General features: G+C 27.3%; 28 protein-coding genes. 6 read left to right on the top strand and 22 right to left on the bottom strand.

Annotated elements, in window-relative coordinates:
• The coding region (locus FHS04_RS13995; protein WP_183408382.1) for a hypothetical protein at positions 1 to 3,162 on the top strand (3,162 nt) is incomplete at its 5' end.
• A gap of 154 nt (positions 3,163 to 3,316) precedes the next feature.
• On the opposite strand, the gene FHS04_RS13990 is transcribed toward FHS04_RS13995, so the two are convergent.
• The 11 genes from FHS04_RS13990 to FHS04_RS13940 form a co-directional block, all read right to left on the bottom strand.
• Entirely contained in the window at positions 3,317 to 3,994 is a 678-nt protein-coding gene (locus FHS04_RS13990) for a TnsA endonuclease N-terminal domain-containing protein (protein ID WP_106676335.1), read from the bottom strand.
• Positions 3,995 to 4,086: 92 nt separating this feature from the next.
• Entirely contained in the window at positions 4,087 to 4,578 is a 492-nt protein-coding gene (locus FHS04_RS13985; protein WP_106676333.1) for a hypothetical protein, read from the bottom strand.
• A gap of 5 nt (positions 4,579 to 4,583) precedes the next feature.
• Positions 4,584 to 4,934: a hypothetical protein gene (locus FHS04_RS13980; RefSeq protein ID WP_146131281.1), complete on the bottom strand. Its 351-nt coding sequence runs from the start codon at positions 4,932 to 4,934 to the stop codon at positions 4,584 to 4,586.
• Between the two features lie 63 nt (positions 4,935 to 4,997).
• Entirely contained in the window at positions 4,998 to 5,225 is a 228-nt protein-coding gene (locus FHS04_RS13975) for a hypothetical protein (RefSeq protein WP_106676329.1), read from the bottom strand.
• 110 nt (positions 5,226 to 5,335) lie between these two features.
• Complete coding sequence (locus FHS04_RS13970; RefSeq protein ID WP_106676327.1) at positions 5,336 to 5,668, bottom strand: hypothetical protein; 333 nt, start codon at positions 5,666 to 5,668, stop codon at positions 5,336 to 5,338.
• Positions 5,669 to 5,683: 15 nt separating this feature from the next.
• Positions 5,684 to 6,046 (bottom strand): hypothetical protein, encoded by a 363-nt coding sequence (locus FHS04_RS13965; protein WP_106676325.1) that lies wholly within the window; start codon positions 6,044 to 6,046, stop codon positions 5,684 to 5,686.
• Positions 6,039 to 6,368 carry a hypothetical protein gene (locus FHS04_RS13960; protein ID WP_106676323.1) on the bottom strand — a complete coding sequence of 110 codons (330 nt, stop codon included), beginning with the start codon at positions 6,366 to 6,368 and terminating at the stop codon, positions 6,039 to 6,041. The genes FHS04_RS13965 and FHS04_RS13960 overlap by 8 nt, the downstream gene beginning before the upstream one ends.
• Positions 6,369 to 6,404: 36 nt before the next feature.
• On the bottom strand, positions 6,405 to 6,575 hold the full coding sequence (locus tag FHS04_RS13955) for a hypothetical protein (RefSeq protein WP_181256095.1): 171 nt from the start codon (positions 6,573 to 6,575) through the stop codon (positions 6,405 to 6,407).
• Positions 6,576 to 6,578: 3 nt separating this feature from the next.
• Positions 6,579 to 6,920 carry a hypothetical protein gene (locus tag FHS04_RS13950; protein WP_106676320.1) on the bottom strand — a complete coding sequence of 114 codons (342 nt, stop codon included), beginning with the start codon at positions 6,918 to 6,920 and terminating at the stop codon, positions 6,579 to 6,581.
• 37 nt (positions 6,921 to 6,957) lie between these two features.
• Complete coding sequence (locus FHS04_RS13945) at positions 6,958 to 7,251, bottom strand: hypothetical protein (RefSeq protein WP_106676318.1); 294 nt, start codon at positions 7,249 to 7,251, stop codon at positions 6,958 to 6,960.
• Between the two features lie 8 nt (positions 7,252 to 7,259).
• Complete coding sequence (locus tag FHS04_RS13940; RefSeq protein WP_106676315.1) at positions 7,260 to 7,526, bottom strand: hypothetical protein; 267 nt, start codon at positions 7,524 to 7,526, stop codon at positions 7,260 to 7,262.
• A 95-nt stretch (positions 7,527 to 7,621) separates the two neighbouring features.
• On the opposite strand from FHS04_RS13940, the gene FHS04_RS13935 reads away from it, so the two are divergent.
• From FHS04_RS13935 to FHS04_RS13915, 5 genes are all read left to right on the top strand, one after another.
• Complete coding sequence (locus FHS04_RS13935; RefSeq protein ID WP_106676313.1) at positions 7,622 to 7,900, top strand: hypothetical protein; 279 nt, start codon at positions 7,622 to 7,624, stop codon at positions 7,898 to 7,900.
• 3 nt (positions 7,901 to 7,903) lie between these two features.
• Entirely contained in the window at positions 7,904 to 8,536 is a 633-nt protein-coding gene (locus tag FHS04_RS13930) for a hypothetical protein (RefSeq protein ID WP_106676311.1), read from the top strand.
• Positions 8,536 to 8,895, top strand: a complete 360-nt coding sequence (locus FHS04_RS13925) for a hypothetical protein (RefSeq protein ID WP_106676309.1) — start codon at positions 8,536 to 8,538, stop codon at positions 8,893 to 8,895. Before FHS04_RS13930 ends, FHS04_RS13925 begins: the two co-directional genes overlap by 1 nt.
• Before the next feature lie 362 nt (positions 8,896 to 9,257).
• Positions 9,258 to 10,526, top strand: a complete 1,269-nt coding sequence (locus FHS04_RS13920) for a hypothetical protein (RefSeq protein WP_106676307.1) — start codon at positions 9,258 to 9,260, stop codon at positions 10,524 to 10,526.
• Positions 10,527 to 10,528: 2 nt separating this feature from the next.
• Positions 10,529 to 12,316, top strand: coding sequence for a T9SS type A sorting domain-containing protein (locus tag FHS04_RS13915; protein ID WP_106676305.1), 1,788 nt, complete (start codon positions 10,529 to 10,531; stop codon positions 12,314 to 12,316).
• 1,430 nt (positions 12,317 to 13,746) lie between these two features.
• On the opposite strand, the gene FHS04_RS13910 is transcribed toward FHS04_RS13915, so the two are convergent.
• The 11 genes from FHS04_RS13910 to FHS04_RS13860 all read right to left on the bottom strand — a co-directional run bounded on the left by FHS04_RS13910 (position 13,747) and on the right by FHS04_RS13860 (position 26,104).
• Positions 13,747 to 14,820 carry a hypothetical protein gene (locus tag FHS04_RS13910; protein WP_106676297.1) on the bottom strand — a complete coding sequence of 358 codons (1,074 nt, stop codon included), beginning with the start codon at positions 14,818 to 14,820 and terminating at the stop codon, positions 13,747 to 13,749.
• A 168-nt stretch (positions 14,821 to 14,988) separates the two neighbouring features.
• On the bottom strand, positions 14,989 to 15,423 hold the full coding sequence (locus FHS04_RS13905) for a hypothetical protein (protein WP_106676295.1): 435 nt from the start codon (positions 15,421 to 15,423) through the stop codon (positions 14,989 to 14,991).
• Positions 15,413 to 15,667 (bottom strand): hypothetical protein, encoded by a 255-nt coding sequence (locus FHS04_RS13900; protein WP_106676292.1) that lies wholly within the window; start codon positions 15,665 to 15,667, stop codon positions 15,413 to 15,415. The genes FHS04_RS13905 and FHS04_RS13900 overlap by 11 nt, the downstream gene beginning before the upstream one ends.
• 1 nt (position 15,668) lies before the next feature.
• On the bottom strand, positions 15,669 to 16,568 hold the full coding sequence (locus tag FHS04_RS13895; protein WP_106676290.1) for a hypothetical protein: 900 nt from the start codon (positions 16,566 to 16,568) through the stop codon (positions 15,669 to 15,671).
• 491 nt (positions 16,569 to 17,059) lie between these two features.
• Positions 17,060 to 17,848: a PRTRC system ThiF family protein gene (locus FHS04_RS13890; RefSeq protein WP_106676288.1), complete on the bottom strand. Its 789-nt coding sequence runs from the start codon at positions 17,846 to 17,848 to the stop codon at positions 17,060 to 17,062.
• A gap of 2 nt (positions 17,849 to 17,850) precedes the next feature.
• Positions 17,851 to 18,564: a hypothetical protein gene (locus FHS04_RS13885; protein WP_106676286.1), complete on the bottom strand. Its 714-nt coding sequence runs from the start codon at positions 18,562 to 18,564 to the stop codon at positions 17,851 to 17,853.
• A complete protein-coding gene (locus FHS04_RS13880) occupies positions 18,558 to 19,610 on the bottom strand; it encodes a hypothetical protein (protein WP_106676284.1) in 1,053 nt (350 codons plus the stop codon). The genes FHS04_RS13885 and FHS04_RS13880 overlap by 7 nt, the downstream gene beginning before the upstream one ends.
• A gap of 37 nt (positions 19,611 to 19,647) precedes the next feature.
• The gene (locus tag FHS04_RS13875; RefSeq protein WP_146131280.1) at positions 19,648 to 20,100 is read right to left on the bottom strand and encodes a hypothetical protein; all 453 of its coding nucleotides are present in this window, start codon (positions 20,098 to 20,100) and stop codon (positions 19,648 to 19,650) included.
• A gap of 4 nt (positions 20,101 to 20,104) precedes the next feature.
• Complete coding sequence (locus FHS04_RS13870; RefSeq protein WP_106676280.1) at positions 20,105 to 20,323, bottom strand: PRTRC system protein C; 219 nt, start codon at positions 20,321 to 20,323, stop codon at positions 20,105 to 20,107.
• A gap of 3 nt (positions 20,324 to 20,326) precedes the next feature.
• Positions 20,327 to 20,899: a hypothetical protein gene (locus FHS04_RS13865; RefSeq protein WP_106676277.1), complete on the bottom strand. Its 573-nt coding sequence runs from the start codon at positions 20,897 to 20,899 to the stop codon at positions 20,327 to 20,329.
• Between the two features lie 231 nt (positions 20,900 to 21,130).
• A complete protein-coding gene (locus FHS04_RS13860; protein ID WP_106676274.1) occupies positions 21,131 to 26,104 on the bottom strand; it encodes a helicase-related protein in 4,974 nt (1,657 codons plus the stop codon).
• Between the last annotated feature and the right edge of the window lie 41 nt (positions 26,105 to 26,145).

The raw sequence follows: 26,145 nt of genomic DNA, 5'->3' as shown, positions 1-26,145 counted from the left end.
CAAGAAACTCAATCAGCTAGTATTGCTTATAGTAATATCGATTTTAATTTAACGTCTGCAGGTGATACCTCTTTATACGTTAATACCATTGAAGATTTTACACTGTTCTTATCACAAACAGCTACGGACCCATCGATTACTTATGATGTCGTCTTTTCTTTAGGTACAGGTACTGCTGGTAATGGTAATATTACCGATAATGGTGGTGCTGCGCTTACTTTAGGGACTTCTTATCCACTTGCTATTGGTAGTACTGGATTTAATTTTGAAGGTACAGCTGTAGGTTTAGTAAATGTGGTAGCTACCGTTACTGATTCTAATGGTGTAGTACATAGTACAACTATTGCAATGGATGTTCAGGATATCTCGTATACCTTTACTGCAGCTGCTCAAAATAATACCATTGGCGCTGGTGGTTCTACCGCTATTAATATGTCGATTATTGAAGACTTATTTAGTGGTGCGGATTATCAATTAAAATATGTGATGGTTAGTGGTACAGGAAGTGTGACTAATAACGGAACGCCTTTAAATACCAACACGTTCTATAATGTAACTACTGGTAACTTTGCTTGGACTTTTGAAGCGGGTAGTGCTGGAACTACAGAGTTATTATTTACTGCAGTAAACACTACAACAGGAGAGGAGCAAACACAAACAGTAACCATTACTGTTGATAATGCCCCTGCATGTCAATTTAACTTTACAGCTATTGCTTCAGAGAATAGTGCTATTGTAGGAGAGGATGTAGCGATTAACTTTAATGTCAATAGTACAGTACCTGGTACAAACTATACTATGATTTATACCACTTCAGAGAGTGGATCATTAGATTATAATGGTACAACGTATACACCTGGTCAAGTGATTAACCTTGGTTCTAATCCTAGTTCGTTTGTAGCTACTTATGCAGGGTCTACTCAAGGAGCGCATGATTTAGACTTTACCATTACTTGTGATGGTGGTTCTCAAGAAACAGAAAGTTTTAGCATTCTATATAATACAACCGATTTCACTCTCTCTACAGTAGGTGATGGAACATTATTAGTAAATGAAATTAAAAATTTCTTTGCTATTATTACTCAAGCAGAAAATGATCCTTCAATTACATATCAAGTTCAATTTAGTATTGAGTCAGGAAGCACTGGTTATGGAGAGGTATATCAAGGTAACACTAATTTGGATTATGGTGTATATCATAATATTAGTGTAGGTAATACAAATTATACTTTTAAAGGAATATCAATAGGTGATGTTACTTTAAATGTTGAAGTAACCGATTCAAATGGTGTTACTCATTCGTCTAATATTGATTTTGTAATTGAAAATATTGAATTTACTTTTAGTGCAACACCTCAAGATGGAAGTATTATATTAGGAGAAACTACAAATATTTTCTTTGATATAAATGAAACTACAGCATCTGGAACAAATTATGAAATTAAATATGTGATCACTTCTTCTGAAACAGGTGAGTTACTAAATGCAGCTACAACTATTAACCCAAATAATTATATTCCTATTAGTGTTGGAGGCTCTTCTTGGGAGTTTAATTCTATTGAGGTAGGAAATATTAATATTGAGTTTACTGTTATTAATTTAAGTACTTTACAAGAAGAAACCGATAGTGTTACAATAGAAGTAAATGAACCTGTTATACCTACATTCAATTTTACTGCTATTCCTGAAGAAAATTCAGAACAAATAGAAAATTGTGTTAATATAAACTTCAATTTAACTGAAATTGATGGTTCAAGCGCTCCTTATACATTAATATTTATTACAGATCAATCAGGGTCTTTAAATTATAATGGTAATACATATTCACAAGGACAACCAATTCCATTTGTTCCTGGAACTTCAGTTGGTTGTTATACAGGTAATAATGTTGAAGAACATAATATAACATTTACAGTTACAAACTCTAATGAAAGTCCTATTAGTGAAGATTCTGATATTGTAATTGATTTTACTCCGTTGAATGACTTTAATGTATCAAGTCAATCTTCAAGTGATAATATAAATGTAAATTCTACAACAAACATTGATTTGACTATTACTGAATTGGTAGGTAACTCAAATTATACTTTTGCTTTTACAAATACTGGTAATGGTAATTTAATTTACAATGGTAATTTAATTAATGAAGGTCAACCTTATGTTATAAGTCCAGGAAATCACTCATTAGAATATACACCTTCAAATACAGGTGTTCATGAAATTATTTTTTATGTAACTAATGATAATACGACACCTATAACTAAAAGTACAACAGAAATTATAACAGTAGATAACTTAAATATTTTTGTTAATCCAACTTACATTCAATTAGAAGAGGGAGATATTCAATCTATTTCAATAAATAATTATGAAACATCTCCAGGATGGACTCTTAGTTTAGAAAACAGTGATGCAATTCAAAGTGGTGAATTTTATGATTATAATCCTTCTCCTCCAATATATCCTGAAATACCTTATAATTCAAATTCGACAAGTATACCTTATGGTGATACCACTTTATATTTTAAAGCTACAAGTTCTACAGATATGATTGTAAATTTCCATTTTAGTAATGGATCAGAAGAAATAACAATACCTGTTCAAATTGTTGTTATTCCTAAGTTTACAAACGATATAGTTGGATTATTTCAAAAACAGGGAGTTATATTAGGAAGTTCTGGTTGTTCAAATAGATCTGAACTTGATATTGCATATGTATTAACAGAATCAGACTTTTTAGCTACTAATCAAACTTTAGATAAAATCTATATAACTTCTAGTGTAGGTAGCGGTAATGTAATTGAACAGAATTTAAATTTTAGTAACACAGTTACTACTAATACTTATAATACTTACGGAGGTAGTCCTGGATTACAATCTGGTTTAGTAACAAATAATGCTCATGTTGTATTTAACACTTTAAATATGAGTGGTAATAAGCCTAAATGTACTCCATTTGTTACAGCTGCAGATGGTTGTAATACTTATGCACAAGATATCGACAATAAAACAGTTGGAGCATATGATATGTTTAATCCTGCTCCATTTAACACTGTTGGTAATGTAAATGTTTTCTATATTAAATTTGTTACAACTGATGGAAAAGAATCTTATTGGAAATCTGTAGTAATTCCTAATTATGATAATCATTATTCTCTTTAAATTGTTTATTTAAATCACCTAGTAGATTAACAGTTTAATAAATAAAGCCAGATATTTAATCTGGCTTTATTTATTAAAAACATTTAAAGTTATCAGAAAGAGTATTTATGTAATAAAAGAAGTTATACCTTTTCTCTAATATTAAAATTTAAAACTAATGAGCCCATATTTTTGAATCCAAATTCAACCAACTATCTTTATCATAAAGGATAAAATTATTAGCAATCATATGCCAAGTTAAAAAAATTAATTGCGCTTTTTGAGTTTTGTTATTTGTAATTAGATCTATTAATTCAATTATTGTATGATCTTTTTTTTTCTCTGTTCTAAGTTTTTTTAGTAATAAAAGTGAATCTTTTGCATCAATTTCGACACCTGTTTTCTTAAAATCAATTCCATCAAAGCAATCTCTGTACCTAGCTAGAAATTTAAAGTTTCTTAGTCTAGTTTTATTCTTAATATAAATATATTCGTCAGTACAAACCCTAAACATCAAATCATTTTTAATACAATATAATCTAGCAGCTTCTAATTTTACTTTAAGATCTTCATCCTCTTTGTCTAACTCTTCTTGATATTTAATTTCTATCACTTCATTTTTTCTAAAAGTATCATGATAGCTAACTATGAAATCTGGAGTATATTTTCTTAACTTATTGTTTTGCTCTAAATATGCTTTAACATCAAGGTTAAACTCTAATAGATAAATGAAATCTCTTTTAAGAGCAGATTCAAATTGAACTGATTTATTTAATTTTTTACTACTTATTTGTCCTGATAATGAAGAATATTTATAAGTAATTTCTCTTACTCTTTTATTTAGTTTTAGCATTTATTTTAATATAAAATCAAACGAAAATTTATTTACATAAAAAAAGGAGTATAATAATTATACCCCTTTTAAATTATCTAATAAAAATTATTTTACTCAAATAAAATAGTTTCAATTATACTATAAGTTGTCCCTCGTGAAGTTGTTATCTCTATCTCAATTTCATGTGTACCAGTTTCTAAACCAACATAGTAAAAAGATGATTGGTAAAAGTTTTGTATGCATTGATTTAGTTCATCAACAATAATAGATTCTCCTACACTATAAGTTTCTCCTTCATAAGTTAAAGTTCCATTTAAGTTGTTATTTACTAATTTTGCTTCTACAATTGAATTTTCGGAAGTATAAGGTTCTGTAAAAATACAACCTATTATAGTATTTGAATTATAAGAATCATTCATCCCAACAGGAAAAGGGAAATCTAAATAAGTCTTATCAGGATTAGCTTCTAAGTTAAGTTGTAAAACTGATTTTAAAACTATATCCTCAGATATAATAGGGTCACTAACTGAATCATCATTTTCACAATTAAAAAAAGATAATAAAGCTATAAATACAAATGTGAATTTTAATAAATTTTTCATAATAATTAAGATTTTTTAAGTTCGTTTTTTAAATTTTGAATTCCAAGGTTAAAAGCTTCAGTATTTGTTTCTTTAGAAACTTTATCACCTATTTTTTTTAATATTTGATAATTGTCTTTGTTATAGATTACTAATTTATCAATCAAAGGTAATATTTTTTGTTTAAAATATAATCTATCTAACTTTTCATTATTTAATAATAAGATAATTTCATCTTTTACTTTTGATATCTTATTTTTTTTAAGATCATCGATAGAAATAATAGACTCTACATTCTTATTAGATTCTACAACTTTAGCATCTTCCCTGCAATTGAATAAAAAAGAAAGCATAATAATAAACAGTATTTTTTTCATACGCATTTAAGTTTAAGGTTTAAGTGTTTAACAAATGTAGTGTTTTTGCACTACATATAAAAATTATTTTTTAAAAATTTTTTTATATTCTTTATTTATTGAATTTTCTAATGGTTCTTTTAATTCAGCTGCTTCTAATAGTTTTTCTAAAATTGGCAACGAAGCGCTTTCTCTATTGTAGAGCTCATTTACCCTTTGTCTAGCATACTTTTCATTAAACCCCATGAAAATACCTAGCTTATTTTTGTTTCCTATTTTATGAGCCCCTATATCGATTAATTTTCTTATCATATCATGTATTAAAATACAAACATACATTTTGTAGTGATAAAACACTATAATTTATCACATTATTTATGTATTATAATTTTTCTTATGTAAAATAGGTTTTAACTTATCAATTACTCTTCATTTTTAAATTGTTTAGTAAAGTTATCTTCTTCTATTCCAATAGGAAAAAGAACATGATACCAAAGACAATTGAAGTAATATCTTATTATTCTAAACCAGCGAGGTAATTTATTGTTTTTCATATATTTTTTAAACCCTATTATTAATGTAATTACTATAGAAATTAATATCATTATAATCAAAAAAAAATCATCGACCTTACCTGTACTGTTAGGACTAATATTTATGTACAGAACCCAAAAAACAAAACCAACAATAAACACTAAAGCAAAAACATTTGTAAATAGCTTAAATAATTTCATCCAATATTTATTTTTATCCATTGATATTATATTTAGTTATATAATTGTATCATCTGAATTACTTATATCTTCGTCGAGGATCTGTAAATTAAAATGCTCTTGCATTTCATTTTTTAAATCTTCTGTTATAGAACAAAAAGACTCTCTTAATTCGTACATATCTATTCTAAATGCACTTGATTCATTTTTAAATGGTATTTCTATTGCCTCAATATGTTTAAATAAAATACTTGCTAAATTCCTAGTACTTATCGATTTAGATTCATCAATTATAGCTTCAGCTCTTAACTGAATAAATATAGCTTTTTTAAATATTATTTCAGGTTCTTCATTAGATATAAAAAAAACATCCTGACCACAAATATCATATAAATGAGTTAATACATATAGTTTATTCATTAGTATCTTTTAAAAATTGTTTAAATTCAGCACTTTTCATCCAAGTTTTATTTTCATCCATAGATATTATAGAATTAGCATACTTCTGATTTATGATATAATCTAATAGTAATTCTTGATGTAGATCATCCATATTTAAAACCGTTTCAAGAATAGCTGTACTACTGTCTTTATTTTCAGATAAATTACCTTGAAATTTATCCCATTGATATTGCCATCCTAAATGTGAAGATTTAAAAGCAATTTCAAAATCTTCCTTTTTCCAATTATACACCCATAAAAAAAGATGATGCATTACTGTTGTTGTTAATTTTTGTTTCATTTTAATTTGTTTTTAGTATTAATTTACTATGGTTAGTTATCTACTTTTAAAAACATCATAAGTATTAGTTTCCTTATTTTTAATTAAGTTTTCTCCTACCTTTTTTGCTTCTTTATAACTTTCAAAAAAAACAAGTTTTCCATCATCATCGGATAAAGTCCAATATGTAGAAAATCTACTGTCTAAAACTAAAATATATGATGCCATCGATTATTTAGATTTTAAAATTTTAATATTAACTAAGTCATTAAACCATTTTTCATAATGCATCAATAAAGTTTTTCTTTTATCTAAAATCATTTTATCATTATAATCATTTTTAATAACATATAAGCAAGAGTGAAAATCAATGCTACCATCACTTTCACTTGGATTAGTATATAAATTAACTGCTATATTCCAATTATCATATTCTTCATACATAGCAAAAAGGCTATTAAGATTAATAAGTTCGCTTTTTTCAACAAGCTCTCTTTTCTTTAGTTTATTTGCAGTTGATACACTTATTAAACGTGTCTCTTGTAAATTATCTACAATTGAATCTAGTACCATTAGTTAATTATATTTCATTTATATTAATAACTTAGATTTAAAGAACATCTTTTTTTTCTATAAACCATTGATTAAAAAATCTTTCTCCATTCTTCCATGTATCCCAATAATCCTTTAAATATCTACAATCACATAGCACCTTAGTATTAATATCAAAATAATATTCTTTATTTCTAAGTCTTCCTATAATTTTACCATCTTTAATTCCATATTCAGGAAGAAGTTCAACAGTGTAAAATACCTTTCCTTTTGGAAGACAAAACCTTACACAAGTTCCTCCGAAACTTTCAGCATAAATAAAAACTTTTAAAGGTATTGTATATATTTTCATATTTAAAGTTATTTAAAATATTCATCGTGATTATCAATACAAATTAATTTATGTTCTTCAGGAAAAGAGAAACCACAACTTTCATAAACATCAATTAATAACTCAAAAGTCCATAAATAATAAGTTGTATTTAATATATATTTAAATTTTCCAGATCTATTTGCTTTTAAAATAATTTGAACTACATCTACTGGCATCAAATCCTCTCCAAATTCAATAGATTTATGATAAATATAATTTCTAAAATCTTTTAGTTTAGAATTTTCTATATTCATATGATTAGTAATTTATTATACAAATGTAGTAAAATATTTTTATATGTAGTGTAAAAACACTACTTTTGTTATAAATGTAAAGAAAATTTATTAAAATGGATTTAAGATTATTTGTAAGGTCCTTAAGTAAGGAAGAAAAGGAAGAGATTAAAATATATTTAAACTCTGATGAAAATAAAACTCCTATAGAAGATTGGGTACAGGATCAATATAATATATCTTTAAGGTTAAGAACAACTCTATTAAACAACCAATATTGTAGATACAACAAACCTTTTATATACGCTGAAGACATAGATATTAATTCTTTCAGAAAATTAAAAAATGTTAGTCTTAAAATTATAAATGAATTAGAGTCTTTATTAAAAAAATAAAATATGCAATTTGATTTAGAATACAATTATTACTACCCATTTTATACAATGGAAAAGAGAGGTCAAAAAAAATATTATTATTCTGAGGAAGTATATATGCACCTTTCTGATGATACTAGCATAAAATTTTTACTAAAGTATCAAAATAGTAAATTGATTGAAGTAATACTAGATAAAATCAATAAAAAGGAGCATAATGTTTATTCAAAAAAATGCATTCATCTTTCATATATAGATTTTTCAAAAAAAATTAAAACATTTCAAAATTTCCTTAATAAAGGTTTAAATAGTTTAAGCGGCTTTAATAACTACCATAAAATAAATTTTTTTTATGAAGTCTATAAATTTAACACAGATTTTGAGTTATCTTTTGGTTATTCTAAACTTCATTTAAAAAAAGACATATTTAATCACAAAATCATCGATGGTAAAAAAATTAACGTTGAAAATCAAAAAACTTCCATTTCTGAAGAATGGGATAAAATTAATACAATAATTAATACTTACGAATCAGGTTTTACCTATAAAGAAATACCAGAAGCAAAATTTAAAGATAATCTGAATGATTTCTTCTCAAGATATATACCGTATTTAAAAGCACCAAAAAAATTATTTAAAAAAGAATATAAACCATAATGAAAACAAAATTAGTTATAGCTGCTGTTAAGTATTGGAACGGATCTATTAAAGGTATAATTACAGTTGAATCTGAGGATTTAAACCATTTAATTATATCCAAAGCAATGAGAAAATTAATTTATGATAAAAACATTAAAAATGTAGAAGAGTATTCTTATAAGATTTTAGCTAAAAATAGACTTCTAAAAAACAAGAAAAAAATAGATTCTAATTTTCTAAAGATTCAAAAACTAAATAAAAAAGGTTATAATACTCAAGAAATAGCCTATAGACTTGGAATAGAAATTAATGAAGTAAAAAACTATTTACTATCAAATTCTTATGTTAATTCTGAAAATATTTTAGTTATAAAATAAAGAAATAATAAATTTATACTTAAAACTCTTTTTCTTTCCCTTAAAATAAAAAGCCAGTTATAAAAACTGGCTTTAATTACTTAAAAGGTATAATACTATTCTTCAAATACCTATTAATTTCTGAAATATTTCCTAAACGGAAAACTTTACTTTTTATTGATTTCAAAAATAAGAATAATAAACTAGAAAACAAATAATTTACAATTTGATATTTAAAATACAACAGATAAATAAGGTTATATTATTAATGTTTAAAGGTGTTATTAACTAAAAAGGGTTAAATATTAAATTTATAATAAAATGATTATTAATTGTAAATAATTTATATTTTTGTAAATAATAATATTTTAAAAATTCAAATTATGAAACAAACAAAACATTACATTTTAATTTTATTAGCATTAGTTTGTCAATTAACTTATGCTCAAGTAGGAATAGGAACTACAAATCCTGATCCATCATCTATTTTAGATTTAGATACAAACAATTCGGGAATTTTAATTCCTCGTTTAACTACTTTAGAAAAATCTAACATTTCAAATCCAGCTACAGGATTAATGGTATATGATTTAACAGAGCAATCATTTAGCTACTTTAATGGTACAACATGGAGTAGAATAGTGATTGATTCACAATTGCAAATAGCTCATGAAGGATATTCAGAAACAGGAACTAGAGATAATGCAGATTTAAACGTAACCCTAGGGGATTTTGATGATAGTGGTAATGGAACAAAATTAATTATCGATGATAATTCAGGTATTATAAAAGCTAAATCAGGTTTAGAAGTAAATGGTTGGACTAATTTTATTACAGGAGCTTACACAACGCAATTGAAAAATAATGGTAATACTGCAGATAGAAGTATTATATTTCCAAATGAATCTGGAGAATTAGCATTAAAAGGTATAAATAATCTAGGGTTACAAGGTTATTATGAAACAGGAACAAGATCAGGTGGTGATTTAATTGTAACACTTGGCGACTATGATTCATCCTATACAGATTTTAAAGCGGTTATTGATATAGACCAAGAATGGTTTTATACAAACTATACAATTGGAGGCTCTTTAGGAGTAGGTAATCCTGAAACAGACTTTATAGGAGCTATACATCAAAATTTATTGACACAAAACCAATCGTATGAACTTCCAAATGAAACAGGTGTTATAGCATTAAAAGAAAGTACTAACCTTCAAGCGGTAAGTGATATAGGTAATTCTACTACAAATGAATTAGAATTAAATGGTGGAATAAACTTAAATGGTTCTACAATTACATTATCGGATATAGATGGAGATGTTCAATTTATATCTGCTTCATCTGGAAATATTGAAATAGGTTCAGATTACTATTATGTTGATATAACTGCAGATTCTGGTATGAGAATTACTAATGGAGGTTTAGAAGTATTACCTCCATTAGTATCTAGAACTGTTTCTTTTTTAGAAGGCAAAACTGTTTTTAAAGATACATTAACTAGTCCTCAATATGATGAAAAAGTAGAAATTTATGATGGTAACTTATTAATAGAAGATGGACATCTTATTATGAAAGATAAAGTTAATGGTAATCATTATAAGATAGAAATGATTAATGGCGTATTAACAACAACTCAAGTAACATTATAATTATGAGAAACATTAATTTAATAATATTAATTTTTATTTCTCATCTATCAATATCTCAAGTTAGTGTTATAAATAGTGAATCTATTTATGTTACTAATGAAGTCTTCTATATTGAAGATAATTTAGAGCTTAAAAATATTAATTCACTTATGTATTTGAGAAATAATGCGCAATTAATACAAGGACCAGGAACAACAGGTAATTCTGGAATAGGACAATTAAGTGTTTACCAGGAAGGTACTTCTAATAATTATTCTTACAACTATTGGTGTTCTCCAGTAGGTAATGTATCTGTAAATACAACAGATAATAATACATTCATTCCTAATCAAAATATTTATGATGCTTTAGATAATTTAAATAGTAATCTAGCTGGTTATTCTACAAATAATTATAATGGTACAAGTAATCCATTAAATATAGAAGATTATTGGTTGTGGAAATATAATCCAGGAATGAATTATAATGATTGGATTTATGTAGGACAAAATGGTACTGTGGAAACTGGATATGGATTCACAATGAAAGGGGTTATTGGTGCAACAGTTTCTTCTGGCCAATTATATGATTTTAGAGGTAAACCAAATGAAGGTGAAATAACAGTAGCAGTAGAAGCAAACAAAGAAACTCTTATAGGAAATCCATATCCATCGGCTTTAGATGCTGTAGCATTAATACATAATGTTAATAACGCTTCTTTATTAGATACAGGAACTTTATATTATTGGGAACAAGATCAAAATGTAACTTCTCACAATTTAGCTAATTATAAAGGTGGTTATGCGAGTTACACTATAGATGCTTCAGGATCAATTGAAACATTTGTTCCTGCAACATTTAATACTTATGATACTTCAGGTAATCTTAATAGTGTTGGTAATGTTTCAAATTCTGGAAAAATAGCTAAAAGATACATTCCTATTGGTCAAGGTTTTATTATTAAAGGCTTAACTAATGGAAGTATTATAATATCTGACAGCTTTAGAACATTTTATAAAGAAAGTGATATTCAAAGTGAGTTCTTCCGTACTAATAGTATAGTTGAATCAGCTTCAACTAATAATACTTCATCAATAATTAATTATACACCAGATGGACTTTCAATAGTTCCATCAGATTGTAAAAGATTTAGACTGAATATTGATTTTAACAATACTTATACAAGACAATTAGTTCAAAATTTAAAAAATAGCTTTACACCTGGTGAAGATTATGGAGTAGAAAGTAAAATAAACACTATACTCCCATCTGATATTTTTTGGCCACAAGGGATCAATCAATTAGTTACTCAAGCAAATGCATTTAATCTCGATTTAATACTTCCGTTAGAATTAACGTTAGATAATGATGAGTTAATAAGATTTAGACTTATAGATGTACAAAATTTTGATTCAACTCAGCCTATTTATATTCATGATATATTAAATGATACTTATACTGATTTAAGAACTACAAATTTTGAAATTAATTTAGTATCCGGTAGTTATCCAGATCGTTTTGAAATAACATTTCAAGAGAGTTCATTATCTATCGATGAATTTACTGCAGATAGTATAAATGTATATCACAATAATAGTTCGTCAGAGTTAATTCTTTATAATCCAAAGAATAAATTAATAGTAAGTATAGAACTATTTGATATTCTAGGGAAAAAGATATTCCAAGATTCTATAAATAGTAATACAGAGAACTATTCAAAAAATACAGACTACTTAAGTAAAGGAGTATATCTAGTAAGAGTTAACTTGAGTAGTAATAAGACTATTAATAAAAAAATAATTATCAAGTAGATATGAAACAATTACTTAATAAAGAAATAAGAATTAAAATATGCTTACCATGTTTCATTTCAAAATTTCTAAAAAAACGAAAAAAAGTGATTAGTGTAATTCAGTAGGCAATTACGTTGGGGACTACTCACTTCAAAAGAGGCTTTCGGGCCTCTTTTCTTCTTTATAAAAATAACAATAGTGTAAATAAAAAAAGCCCGCTATTTGCAGGCTTTTTAACTAACTCACTAAACTATACTACCCTTAGTCTTTTAAGAACAGTATATACTATTAAAAAAGCTTCTAGAAAGCATATGTATGGTATCATTATTCTCATAAAAGGAATAAAAGCTAATCCAATTACAACAAATAACGTTGGTAGACCAGATAATCTTTTTAATCTTCTAACAAAAAACAACATCAATACCATCATAATAACGAAATGATCTTGTCTTATAATCTCTTCTAGGTTTAAAAATTGATGTGTCATAACAATAAAATTTTAATTATTAGTACAATATATGTACAAATAATGTACCAAACAAACAAAACAGAATAAAAAAAAGAGAATTTAATATTTAACTTTTCCTTTCCCTTAAAATAACACTATTTTCGCTGTCCATGGACAAGCGAATTAATCAAATATATACCTGTTGTATCAATAACAAAGTTATTGTTGTTGATACTAATTTAGAGGCGTTTTATAAGCAATTAAAGGCTTTAGGTATCATTGATATAACATACTGGGGATTCTATAAAAACTTCAAAGATAGATCAGCATTAACTATAGTTAAAGATTCAAAAACATATTATCTGCAGAAAAACCTGTAATATTTAGGGTAGTGTAATTACGAAATCATTTCAAGGGAAAAAGAAAATCTTTGAAATTAGAGAAAATTTTAGAGAGAAGAAATTTAAATAAGTGGCAAAACTTAGTGTATTTTTCGCGAATAGAAATTGAGCTAATGATAAGTATTACAAGGTGTATTTACAAAAAAGGGTGTGTAATTACGAATTATAACCAGTTTGAAAATCGACTTTCTTTTTCCCTTTAAATAAAACGTTTTACTCCGTAGTTGGACGGTAATATTTCTTTTATATTTATATTAATAATTTAGATATTATATATTTAATATTTTTAAGAACTCTTAAAAGTCACATAAACAAAGGGTTTTTGCTACTTTTAAGGGGTGTGTAATTACGAATCAAAAGGGTGTGTAATTACGAATTCAGGGTAGTGTAATTACGAATTTAGAGTAGTGTAATTACGAATTCAAAGGGTGTGTAATTACGAATGATTTCATAAAATTGTATTTCAGGGTAGTGTAATTACGAATGAAAAAAGGAAAGGGTAGTGTAATTACGAATAAGTACCATTTTATAGACCATATTTTAGTAAAAAAGTGCATCAGGGTAGTGTAATTACGAATTTAGGGTAGTGTAATTACGAATTAAACAATCTTAGGATATCCATTTTTCATTAATTGAAAAGCCTTTGTTGTTTTGTAATGTTCAATAATATGAGTTTGAAATTCTTTCATAAACTGATCTGAAGTAAAAGACGTTGTTTTTTTACCAACTTTTCTACATGCAGCTGTAAAGAGTTTATAAGCATCATTAAGTAAATAAATAGCACTACCATCATTATTAAAAAGAGTTTTAAGAGTAGTAATGTGTTTATCACTTAATTTATGTCTTAGTTTCCAATAATGAAGTTTTTGACTAATATTTAAAGTTTTTTTAGTTTCAGGTTTTACGTTATCTAAGCTAGTGACAACATAAGGAACAATATTTATAGAATCTTTCTTATAAGAATAATTAAAAGACTTGAATGAGTATTGGTCTAGAGTTTTTTTAATCGGTTTTAAAAAACCTTTTGTTAAGCTCTTAGCATCTTTATAATTTAAATTATATCGTGTATTAAACGTCTCAAAATTAACTTGAGTACCATAATCAGGAATAGTAATTAACCAAAAATGAAATAAGATATGTTTATTATTAGAAACGTTAAATACTAATTTAAAAAAGGTATTGTTATATTTTGGTAAATATGCTAATTTTTTAAGCCAGTAAGAAGAAACTAAAAATGTAGTTCTTCCTTTAGTGTAAGAAGGTGAAGAAATTAGTCCTCCATAAGAACTTACAGTCTTACCGTCTTGGTTTTTTGATTTATACCAACCTTTTTTGTACTCTACTAAAAATTGAAGTGCATCTTTAACTCTGGATGTATTTCTATTCAAAGACACTTCAGAGAGAGAAAAATTAAAAGTAGCAAACGTGTTGTTTTCGTTTAAAAACTCTTTATCAAAAAGATTAAGTTGGTATGTGTTTTTATCCTGGTATTGAGAATTTCTTAAGTCAGAAGCTATTTTAAAAATAATACGAATAGCATCCATGGGAACGTCTATCATTTTTTTTTCATCATCAAAAAAGAACGTGTGAACAAACTCTTGAGAAAATCTAATAGTATCTGTTGGTGGTAAATTAGGAAATTCTTTTTTTACGATCATCGATGTTGCAGGCATTTTAAATAATTTTAAGTGAGTTAAGGAATATCAAATATACAAAAAAAGGACTTAAAATACATTAAGCCCTCGGTTGTTGTTAAATACTGCGAAAATCAATACTGCAGTATTCAAATATAGTTATTTTTAAATTTAAATTTTTCATTTTTTACAATTTTTATATTCAATTTATTGAGAGGTAAGTAGTTGATTTAATTCAGATTGATAAGTTTCTAACTTGTCTTTTAGTTTCAAATATTTTGGATTGTCAAAATAAGGTATTATTAAAGTTTTCTGCTCTTCTTCATAAGATTGGATAGCATTTTTAAACTTAGTTATCATTCTCCTGCAGGTTTTAATTCTATTGTTTTTCACTTTCAGATCTAACTGTGCTTTAGTTAGTCCAACAGGATCTTTACTACCCATAATTAAGTCCACTTTATAACGAGGATATTTTATCTGCAGTAAAGCAGCTCTATATTTAAAATACCACTCCCATTTCACTACTGTATCAAACCTCATATTACTCCATACCATACGTTCAATGATAGGCTTTCCAAGTTTTTCTCTAACTTCTATAATTCTATAAAAAGCTTGAGGTTTAAAATTAAAATCAGTGGCCATCTTTTATAAGTCTTAAATTAGAACAATGCACGCCATAAATAATAGTTTCACCTGCAGCAATATCAAATTTATAAGCATTAAGGTTCATGCCTTGAAACATACGTTTTTCAGATTTATTTAGAATAGTAATTTCTTTACCTGCAGCTATAACATCGCCACCTAGATTTTTCACTTCATTAAGCAAAAGAGCTTTAGCACCTTCCCAGGCACTAGAACTCTTGCTTTTATAAATATATTCTTTCATCTTATTGAGCCTTTAAGAAGGATTTCACTTCATTCATTTTCTTTTTAGAGAAGATCCATCCAGGACCACAAGTAAGTCTATTATTCCAACGACCACCTAAAGCCTTCAAATCTTCTTTAATAGGTTTAGTATCACCAATAACCGCAAATGCTTTTTCAGAATAATCAACAATATTTACTTCTGGTAGCTTCTCCTCTACTTGTTCATCTTCAGATAAAGAATCAAAAGCATTTTTAAAAACTTCAGCAGGATCCTCTGTTTGATCAGATGCTGCATTGATAGAATTATCATAATTATTCTTCTTTTCAACAGCATCAATAATAAGAGAGTTAAACTCATTTTCAGAGAAACCTAAATCAAAAATAGTTTTACAATTTCTTTCCATATAGTAACCAATACCAAATTTTTCATTGTAATCTGTCAAATGGTCCACATTAATAATTTCTTGAGTATCAATTTTAATTGCTTTAACAGCGTTTCCATTTAATTCATAAATTACAAAAAGGTTACCAGGATCACCTTTAGTAGAACCATAACCTTCAAAAAAGAAACAATCTCCAATATTATATTTAAGAGGTGGATTAAACTCTTTGCTTTTTTCCTCAAATAAACTCAAGGCTTCAAAATGGCATTCACGCAATTTTTGTGCAGTAGCTCTAAAATTACCATGGTTTTTTTTAAAAACTTCTTTCATTAAATTATGATAAGTTTGAGAGCCATCAGGATTAAGTTCAAAATCTGAAGCGAAAGAATAAATAGCACCACGAGAATTTTTAAGAGTAACTATTCTATAATTTTTTTCATTAACGACACGTATACTCTCAAATGATTTTTTATTGGAGTGATCCAATTTTAAATGAGCAGTAAATTCTTCAGCTAAAAGTACATTTTTAGTATTCATAAGTATTGATTTTTAAATTATTTAACAACACTTAAATTTAAGAAATAATCAAGGTAAAGCATAGAAAAACACAGGTATATCAATAAAAAAGTAACCTCAAACTTTCTTTTTCCCTTAAAATATTTTTCATCTGAGTAAGTCGTTTTTGGCGTGAGTTTTTGATACAAAAACCATGACAAAAACAAGCCAAGGAAAAAGGTAAATTATACCGCACTTTTATTTTTGGACCAATTATCCAAAAATAAAAGTGCGGTATGTTTTACCAGGGGAAGCAATAGTCTGTTTTAAAAATTTAATAAGGTCTTTATAAAAGGGTGAAATTAAATTTTTAAGACAGTCTATGCGAGGTAAACCCTTTAACAGAGTTAAATAATAAACAATATTTTTGGCGTGGATTTTTGACACAAAAACCATGACAAAAATTTACCGCTTCATTTGCCTTTCTGCCAAAAGCAGAAAGGCGGCGCAAGATAGCACCGCCAAGAGATATTTTAAATTCTAATAGGATTAGCTTTAAAAGTATCAAGATTAATAAAAGCGCCTTGATGGGCAATACGTTTATCTTTAAAAAGTTTCCAAATAAGATTGGAAGCAAAAAGCGCAATACTATCATTAACAAAAAGGTCTTGTTCCATCAGCTTATCAGCTATTGAGCAACCAGCACCTTGTAAGGTTTCTGTTTCCATATCGTCAATATTTCCAAAACGTTCAAAAAGGTTAGGCAAAATAGCTTTGCCATCGGTTTTAATAGTAGACAAAATACACTGACCAGCAGTTCTAGTATTACCGCAGTCTAACCAAAAATAAGGTTTAACCGTATCATTAAAATGTCTATTTGAAGCCTTTAGTAAGTCTGTAAATACAGCAAGTTCCTTTCGAGGTTTAAGAGTATCTAAACAAGAGATAATAATATTACTTGATAGTATATCACAGCTGTCTTTATCTTTAAAAATCTGTTGTGGATATTCAAATTTAAAATCATATGCTTTCCAATCCGTATGGTAGCACAGATTAATTTTAGAAATAAGGCGTTTAGCTTTATGCTTTCCAACATCAGCCATAAAAAAACCTTGTCTAAGCACGTTTGCTTGTTCTACGGTATCAAAGTCAAAACCTTTCACAAAAAGTCCTGGATGGTTTAAAGCGACTAAACACGCATTAAGTTTAGCAAGTTTAGTAAGCAAAAGAGAGCCTGTTCCTCCTACTCCAAATAAAGAAACAGTAATTCTATGTTGTCCATTAATAAAATATGCAGGCGTATTAAAATAAGTAGTTGTCATAATTAGATTGATTGTGAGAGTGATAAAATAGATTGATTTGATTTTAAGGGAAAAAGAAGATTATTGTCAAAGGGTTGATTAGAATTTAGCCAACGCTTATGGTTTTCTTTATGAGAAAGGGAATTATTAAATAAGTTTTCGTGGTTTGAATGTGTAAAAAGGCTTTTAAAAAAAGTGATTTCAGTGGTTTTAATAATATCAGAGATGTCAAAAGAATTAAATTCAAGATTAGCGTTACCCATACAAACATCACAGCTATCATAAACATTAAAAAATGGTGCATAATATAGTTTTGCATGTTTACCAAAATGTTTAACAGCAAAGACAGAAAGTTTATGATTTGAAAGTTTAAATATTAATTTAGGTAAATGATACAACCCACTTTTAATTGAAGTATCATCTTTAAAATGTAAGTACATTTCAGAACGATTAAACGACCAAATAACACTTTTTTCATTCATATTAAGAGCGATAATATTTTTAGGAAAAACACCTTTAGAAGTCCACGTTTGAGTTTCAACTTCAAAATATTGAACAATGTTTTTAAGAGTATCTTTATAAAGTGGTTTACCTTCAGATAGTGTTCCATTTTCCAAAACAGATCGGAACTCTAAAAAGTAGGATGTATTAAAATTAGAATTTGAAGAATATCCCGTTATAGTAAATTGGGGTTTCATATCAATTAAATCAATATCAATAGGTCGTTCATTTAGCATAATAAAGAAGTTATATAATCGTTAAATGTTTGAGTTAAGTCTAGATATTCTCTATATAAAATAGCATCGTTATTTGCTCTAAAAATGCCATTATCAGAAAGTGTTATAAAATCATATAAATGATTATCCATAGCGGAATTATTCATAAGGTCATTGACATAAGATAAAATCCAATTTGTATAATAATCATCTTCTTGATAAGAAAAAATAACACTATATTCAATAGCTTGAAGATTATCTGCAGTAATACTATCTTGACAGTTATAATCATCGCAATCATCAAGGTTTCTATAATGTACGAATTGACTAAAATCAAAACGATTAAGTCTTATAAGTTCCCTCATAATTTCTGCAAGTTGCTTTTCAGTATCATTAATAGGGTTAAAAACATTAATAGCGAGGTCAAAGGCATCACATTTAAAGTTTTTAATAAAAGATTTAGCATCGATAAAGTCTTGAATATCTTGTTCACATTCTTCGTGCATTTCAAAAAAAGACGAGCTTGTCCAATCATTATCATCTAAAAATGAGGTACAATTCATTGCTTTAATAAAGCCAAGAATAAGATGTAAAAGTTCTTTTCTAAATTTTTGATGTTGAGTAACAATAGGTTTTAAGTAAATAGAGTACACTAAGTCGTTACAATAAATAGTATTAAAAAGTTTAAGTGTTTTATGCTCAGAAAACCAATAGCAATTAGAAAAAGGAAAATTAGTATTAAGAGCATTAAATAAGTTACGAACAACAAGTTCTAATCTATTTTCATTGACTACTGGTAAAGATTTAAATTCAGGAAAACAATTAAAAATAATCTCTATACAATTAAAAGCATCCTCATTAGAATTAAAAAAAGTAAGTGCATTAGAAACTACATTATTAATTATTGGAGAATAATCAATGCACCCATATTGCAGTTCAGTATTGGTTTTTGTTTGGCATTGGAGTTCAAGAGGTTGTCTTGTTCTTCGATAAGGATATTGTAGAGGGTTAGATGAAACGCTTTGAGTTCTTCTAACTGTTGATTGTTTTGTGAGTGTTTGTGGCATCCTTTAATAGATTTAAATTGATTTTCAAGAGAACTCATTACAAAAGATGTTTTATATAGTTTTTAACGACAGTTAAAGGTTCATAATTAACGCCATCCCCTTTTTTAATAAAAAGGTCATTATACTCATTACTATCAACTATTTGAGCAAGAGCGTAGACTTGAAGCGCATTATCTTTAGAAATAGCATTAATTTTAAACCTATCAGAAAAACCAACACGATAAGCCCATCTAACAATATGAGTATAGTTATCAAGCGTTAATTTATCTTGAGGTATGTTAAAATGAGAAAAGTTTTTAAGGTAATTAGGATGCTGTTTAACATAAAGAAATTCAGCACGAATAAAAGCTTTTGAGCAAAATATAGGTTGAACAGCGCCATCATCAAAAGTGGTAAACTTAGCATCAAACTCATTTTGTAAAATATCATTAACACGTTTAATATTTTTTTCAGATTTATTTTTAAGAGCAACACAATAATATCTTCCCATAACATTAACCTTTAACACCAATAACGGTGGTTAGTTCGTAAATTTCGCTATCATTTTCAATACCTTTATAGGTAGCAGTTCCGTTAGTGAGTTCGGGATAAGCTCCACTATAAAATTCAAGGACTTGATTAGGAGTTGTATTAGGAATATCTGCAAGTTCAATCTTTTGTCCATTAGAAGTAAAAGAGAACTTACGATTTAAAACAGTTGGAGTAAGAGCCATAATTTAAGAGTTTTGATTATCAAGGTTAAACGCATCAAGAGTATTACTATCGGAAGCAAACAAATCAACTTGTGATTGTTTTGATTTAATATCATTTATAAGCAGGATAACTTCTTGCGAATTTGGGTAGGTAGATTTAATACTTTGCAAATCATTAAGAGCCTTAGTGACTGCTTTAGCATCGTTAAAATTAAATTCCTCGCTTGCAATTAATTCTTTAACCTTATCAAAGGTGTCTTTAGCTTTTTTAGCGATTTTATCTTTTTTCTCTTTTTCAGCTTTAGCGATTTTAGACTTTTCTTGCGCCTCTTTAGTTGCAATTTCAAAGGCTTCAATATTATCATTAAGAGAAACAGAGTTTTTAATAGGCTGATTAATGGCATCAAAAAAACCATCATCAAGTTCATTTATAGGGTAAGTAAAAGTAAGAGGAGGAATAACATTAAGGGCATTATCCTCTGCGGAGTGATTAACTTTAAGGCTTACAGTCATAGAATTGTCTTTATGAAGTAAAAAAGACATATTACAATTAGATATACCAAGCCTAGCTAATTCAGAAAAGAAATTAGTTTTCATAAGTATTGATTTTAAAATATTTAACAACACTTAAATTTAATCAATACTTAGAGTAATTAGAAAAAAGTATCAAAGTATAATTAAAAAAATCACAAAAAACTTCTTCTTTCCCTTAAAATAAAAAACCACTCATTTCAGAGTGGTTTGCAATGAAAAAAGGATAGAAATGATATCCTTTTAATAACATTAAAAGATTAAATAGATAGCCTGGTGCAGTTGTGCATTTTCCAATTAAATATCAATACCATTAGAATGATCTTTTTCTTTCTCTTTATCTTTGTCATTATCTTTATTATTTTCTTTATCAATTTTATCTTCAATAGATTTAATTTTAGATTTAATAGAATTAATATCTTTAATATAAGGATTTTGATCATTAAGTATTTTAGAATAGCTAGTTATAGAATGATTAATATTATTAATTTTTTGCTCAATAGCTTTTGGTAAGTCAAAGACTTTAGAAATTGCATTTTTAAAATACTTCCCTGCCTCTACTCTATCTTTTACAAGCATATTTCTACCATGGGAATATTTGAGTCCATAAGGACCTTCTACAAAAATTTTATATTCATTAAGAGAAATAGGAATAGAACGTCCAACAGCAGCAATAACAAGTTTAAAATTTCCATCTGTAGATACGGCTAGAGGTTCATCATACTTTTTAGAAACAACAATAGACTCTAGTTTTTGATGGAGTAATTCACCGAAAGATTTATAAGAGGTAGCTGATAGAGATTGTCCTTTCAAAGTAACATTAAAACCAGGATTAAACTGATTATCTGTAAATTTAAAATCTTTAGCAGCAGCAGCTTCTTTATTAACTTTATCGAGGGTTTTAATTTGTTTATCAAGATCCTGTTTTTCCCATTCAAGACTCACTTTAGCATTTGAAATCTTTAAAGAAAATGCTTTGTGTTTTTGTTCTAAAAGATTGAGGTCTTTTTCTAATTTAGATTTTTCTATAAAATCAGAATCATTAGAAATTAGCATTCCTAGATCTTGAGCATCAATATTACCATTAGCATCAATAATACCTTCATCAATAGTACGTGTGGTAATAGAAGCATCTTTAATTTGTTTAATAAAAAAAGCTTTAGTAGCAATAAGGCTAAAAATACCAGCATCGGTAGTTCCTTTAGTGCCGTATATATAATTATCAACTTGATTATTATTAAACGTTTTAGCAACATAATTGCCTTGACGTTCACCACGTCCGTTACGTTGATCATAATCAGATGGGCGCCAAGCCATATCTACATGATGCATAGCAATACAGTTTTGTTGAGCATTAACACCAGTACCTAATTTTTGAGTAGAACCAAAAAGGATTCTTAATTTACCGGCATTAAAGTCTGTTAAGATTTTATCTTTCTTTTTAACAGAGGTATTAGCATCATGAATAAAAGCAATTTGAGTTTCAGGAATACCTTTATTAATCAATATTGATTTAATTTCATCATAAGCATTAAAGGTATTAGCTTTAGGAGTGGAAAAGTCACAAAAAACAAACTGGGTACCGTTAAAGTTTTTAGAATCATTATAAACCTTGAAAATATTTTGTGCAACCTGATTAATTTTATTGTTAGGGTGAAAATCAAAAAGGCTTGAATTTACAAGTCTTAAATCTAAAGCAGCTTTTCTTCCGTAATTAGTAGCGATAAGACCAATAGCCTGTAATTGATCTTCTGTATAATGCTTACCAGCATGAAGTAAAGCAGGATTACCATTATTCATAAAATCCTGTAAATCCTTCATGTAATTATTTAATTCAGGATAAGACTCTAATTCCATAAAAATAGTATTCAAATTAGGTTTATCAATAGAAAAGACACGTTCATCTGCAACATGAGCAATATGAGTATATTGTTTTGCAAGTTCAGGAACCTTTACAAAGAAACGGAGGCGTTCTTTTTTCTTAACAATACCAATTAAGTTCTGTTCGAATTTAACATCTTTTCTGGCATAAGTCCTAGCCCATTGATCAAAACTAGAGATATTAAGTTGTTTGAGTTTTTTAGGCGTTAAGTATTTAAAAAGCAAATACAGTTCAGCAAGAGAATTAGATAAAATTGTAGCAGATAGAAAAGTAACACCTTTATCAGCATTGTATTTTTTTTGCATTGCTCTACAAAAAACTAAAAGTTTTGATGTTTTTTGATTACCTGCAGTAGTTCCAAGTCCAGATAAATTAGTATGTCTAGTAGAAAAAGCAAGATTTTTAAACTGGTGACTTTCATCAACAAAAATATGAGTAATACCAAGATCATTAAAAGATACAATACCTTTGCGAGATTTAGCATTAATGATATCATAGAGTGTTTTCATACGAATTTCATTATTCTCTTGTTTTTTGACAAGACCAGCTCTCATTTTAGGGGTTATTTTAAAGCCTTCTTCTTCAATAACTTTTAAATCATTAGCAATGTTTTGATTTTCTTCTTTTATAATTTGATACTCAATTTCTGGTTCAGTAGGGAATTTATCAATAGTAGAGTGCGGAATAACGATAAAATCGAAATTAGTATTTGCTATTTTAAAAAGCGCATTTTGTTTTTTAGAAGGCGCAAAATCGTCACTATGTAATAAAAGGCCATTAAGATGTGGTAAAGTGGATTTAATATCTTCGTATAGCTTAACATAATTAGCATTCATACCAATGATCAAGTTTTTTTTAGATAGACCAGTAGAAGAAAATTTATCAATGGTTAAACTAATAGTTAAAGTTTTACCAAAACCAACTTTATGATCGACAACACCTCCAAAATTTCCTAAAATATGAGCAGCACCATTAATTTGGTGTGGATTAGGAGTATAAGTGTTTATATGAGAAAAATCTAAATAACTACCATCAAAAACTTTAGATACAAAAGCGTTATTATTTAAATGATAAATGGATTCGAGTTCATTTTTAATAACCTGGTTATTTGAGAGCCAATCTACAAAAGCAGATTTTACAGCATCTACTCGTATAGCGACTTGATTATTAACTTTATCATCACTTATTTTAACTTCATTTCCTTGTCTTAAAACTGTTTTTTTAAAATCAGGAGTGTTATCATGCATGGCATAATCCAAAATATCTTTTGCAGTAACACTACCTCTATTTTTTGAAACATAATATTCTTTAAAAGTTTCCGAATTATAAGGTAATTTGATATGATATAAATTGCTAAGTGCAGAAAGTTTTATAACGGCATCTGTTTTAAAAAATTCAGAAGCAAATTGTTGATAATATTCTGTAGGAATCCAAGGTTCTCCAAGTTCAGGGTTAATTTCATCGATTGATAATTTTTGAGGGATAAAATCCTTTAAAACATCTATATAACTGTTCTGAAGTTCATAATTAAAAAACTCACTAAAATCACCATCGATACGTCCTGAAGAAAAGAGCTGTATTTTTTTTTCTATAAAACCAGATTTAAATGTTGAAGCATCTGAAATTTCATTTCCTAAATAAGTAGTATCAGCATTTAAAATAGGATTAATAAAGAGTTTATGATCTTGAAGTGCTTTAGGTAAAAAATCATCATATGGTTTATCTAATGCCATAGCAATAAGATCTAAATCTATACGATTATGTTTATTTAGTGATAAAATAATAGCTTCATCAATACTTTTAACTTTAAAAGAATTGTTATCTGTATTGTTTTCAATAATAGAGTTTGAAGCATTGGAAAGTTCAACTTTAGAAAAGGTATTATTTTCGAGCTGTTCTAGACTTAATAATAAATCAGATTGACTATCTTGAATAATGAGATCAAGATTTATTTTATCGTTTAATTTGCCATATTGAAATTCAAAAGTGCTGTAATTAAAATCAAAGTCATCTTTAAGTTTTTTTAAATCGGTTTGATTATTCTTTTTAGCGATAAAATAATTGAGATAACTTTTCTTTAATTCTATTAAAGAGTAGGCTTTTTGAATATCTTTAATATTAAGCTTTACATCATCGTCATTAGGATTATAAGCATAAACAATACTATTTTTTATAAATAATCCTCCTTCTATAATACCAGGATAAGGAACTGTTTTAGTTTTATTTTGATTTGTATCTTCAGGTGTCTTTAAATTAGTTTTTTTAGGAGTACTCAAAGTTAAAGCATGAGAAAAATTAGCATTAATATTTTGAGTGAGCTGCTGATTAATAAATTCACCTAAATCGTTAATATTAGGAAAATCGGCATCAGTAACCGTTAATTTTTTAGCATTATGAAAAATATACTCTTCAATAGGTCCAGAGAGTTGTTCTCTATTTTCATCAAAGTAGGCATTCAAATAATGCTTATGATCGTTAATAGTGATTTCATTAGTTTTGACAAAAAGTGATTCATCATAGGAAAGCTCATTTTTTAAAGCATTTGTTTTTTGAAGCACAATAATATCTGAAGTTACAAGTGTGCCTTCACTTTTAAAAGTTTGATTATGAAGTCTTATTGCTGAAATTAAATTAGAGCGTTTCAAGAGATATTCTCTAAGTTCAGATGAAGAACGACTATCAGTAAACCCTGTTGAAGTAATAAAAGCTATAAGTCCTCCTGGTTTAGTCACATTAATTGCTTTTAGAAAAAAGTAATTATGAATTCTAGATTTAAATAAATGTTTGGAGTTATTTAAAGACTTATCATAAACATTTAGATCACCGAAAGGAATATTAGAAATAGTTAAATCATAATGATCTAATTCTTTAAGGTTTTCAAATCCATCAATGATGGTATTAATACCAGGATATTTGTTTTTTAGTATTTGTCCTGTAAAAAATTCTTTTTCTATTGCTGTAATATTGCTTTTTGGTAAAAAAGACTGAATTGAATTTATAAACCGTCCATCACCAGCTGAAGGTTCTAAAACATTAATAGCTTGTTTTGGTAAAACACTTGCTAAGGGTTTCACTAAATTTTCAATAATAATATCAGGAGTAAAAAAAGAGTTTAAAGTGCTTAATTTAAGATTATGATAGGTTTGTTTAAAACCGTTAAGGCTATTACCGTTAAAATGTTTATAAACATTAATTAAAGCAGTAGCAAGTTTATATTCATCTGGAGATACTTCAGATTTATTTTTGATTTCACCGGAAAAGAGTTTTTCAAGATTTAAAAAAGTAGTTCTATTAAGGCCTAATCCTTTTATTGAAGGTTTAAATTTTTCTTGAGGATTTAATGTAGAGTGTAAAGCATGGATAAAAACATCCAGGTGAGGATTTTTCATAAGAAATAAAAATGTTTAGTGAGTGAGTTAAGGAAATTGTA

Source organism: Mesoflavibacter zeaxanthinifaciens subsp. sabulilitoris (genome assembly GCF_014191595.1).
Taxonomy (GTDB): domain Bacteria; phylum Bacteroidota; class Bacteroidia; order Flavobacteriales; family Flavobacteriaceae; genus Mesoflavibacter; species Mesoflavibacter zeaxanthinifaciens.
Note: the sequence above shows the minus strand (reverse complement) of the source record. Positions and strands in the feature narration are given on the sequence as shown.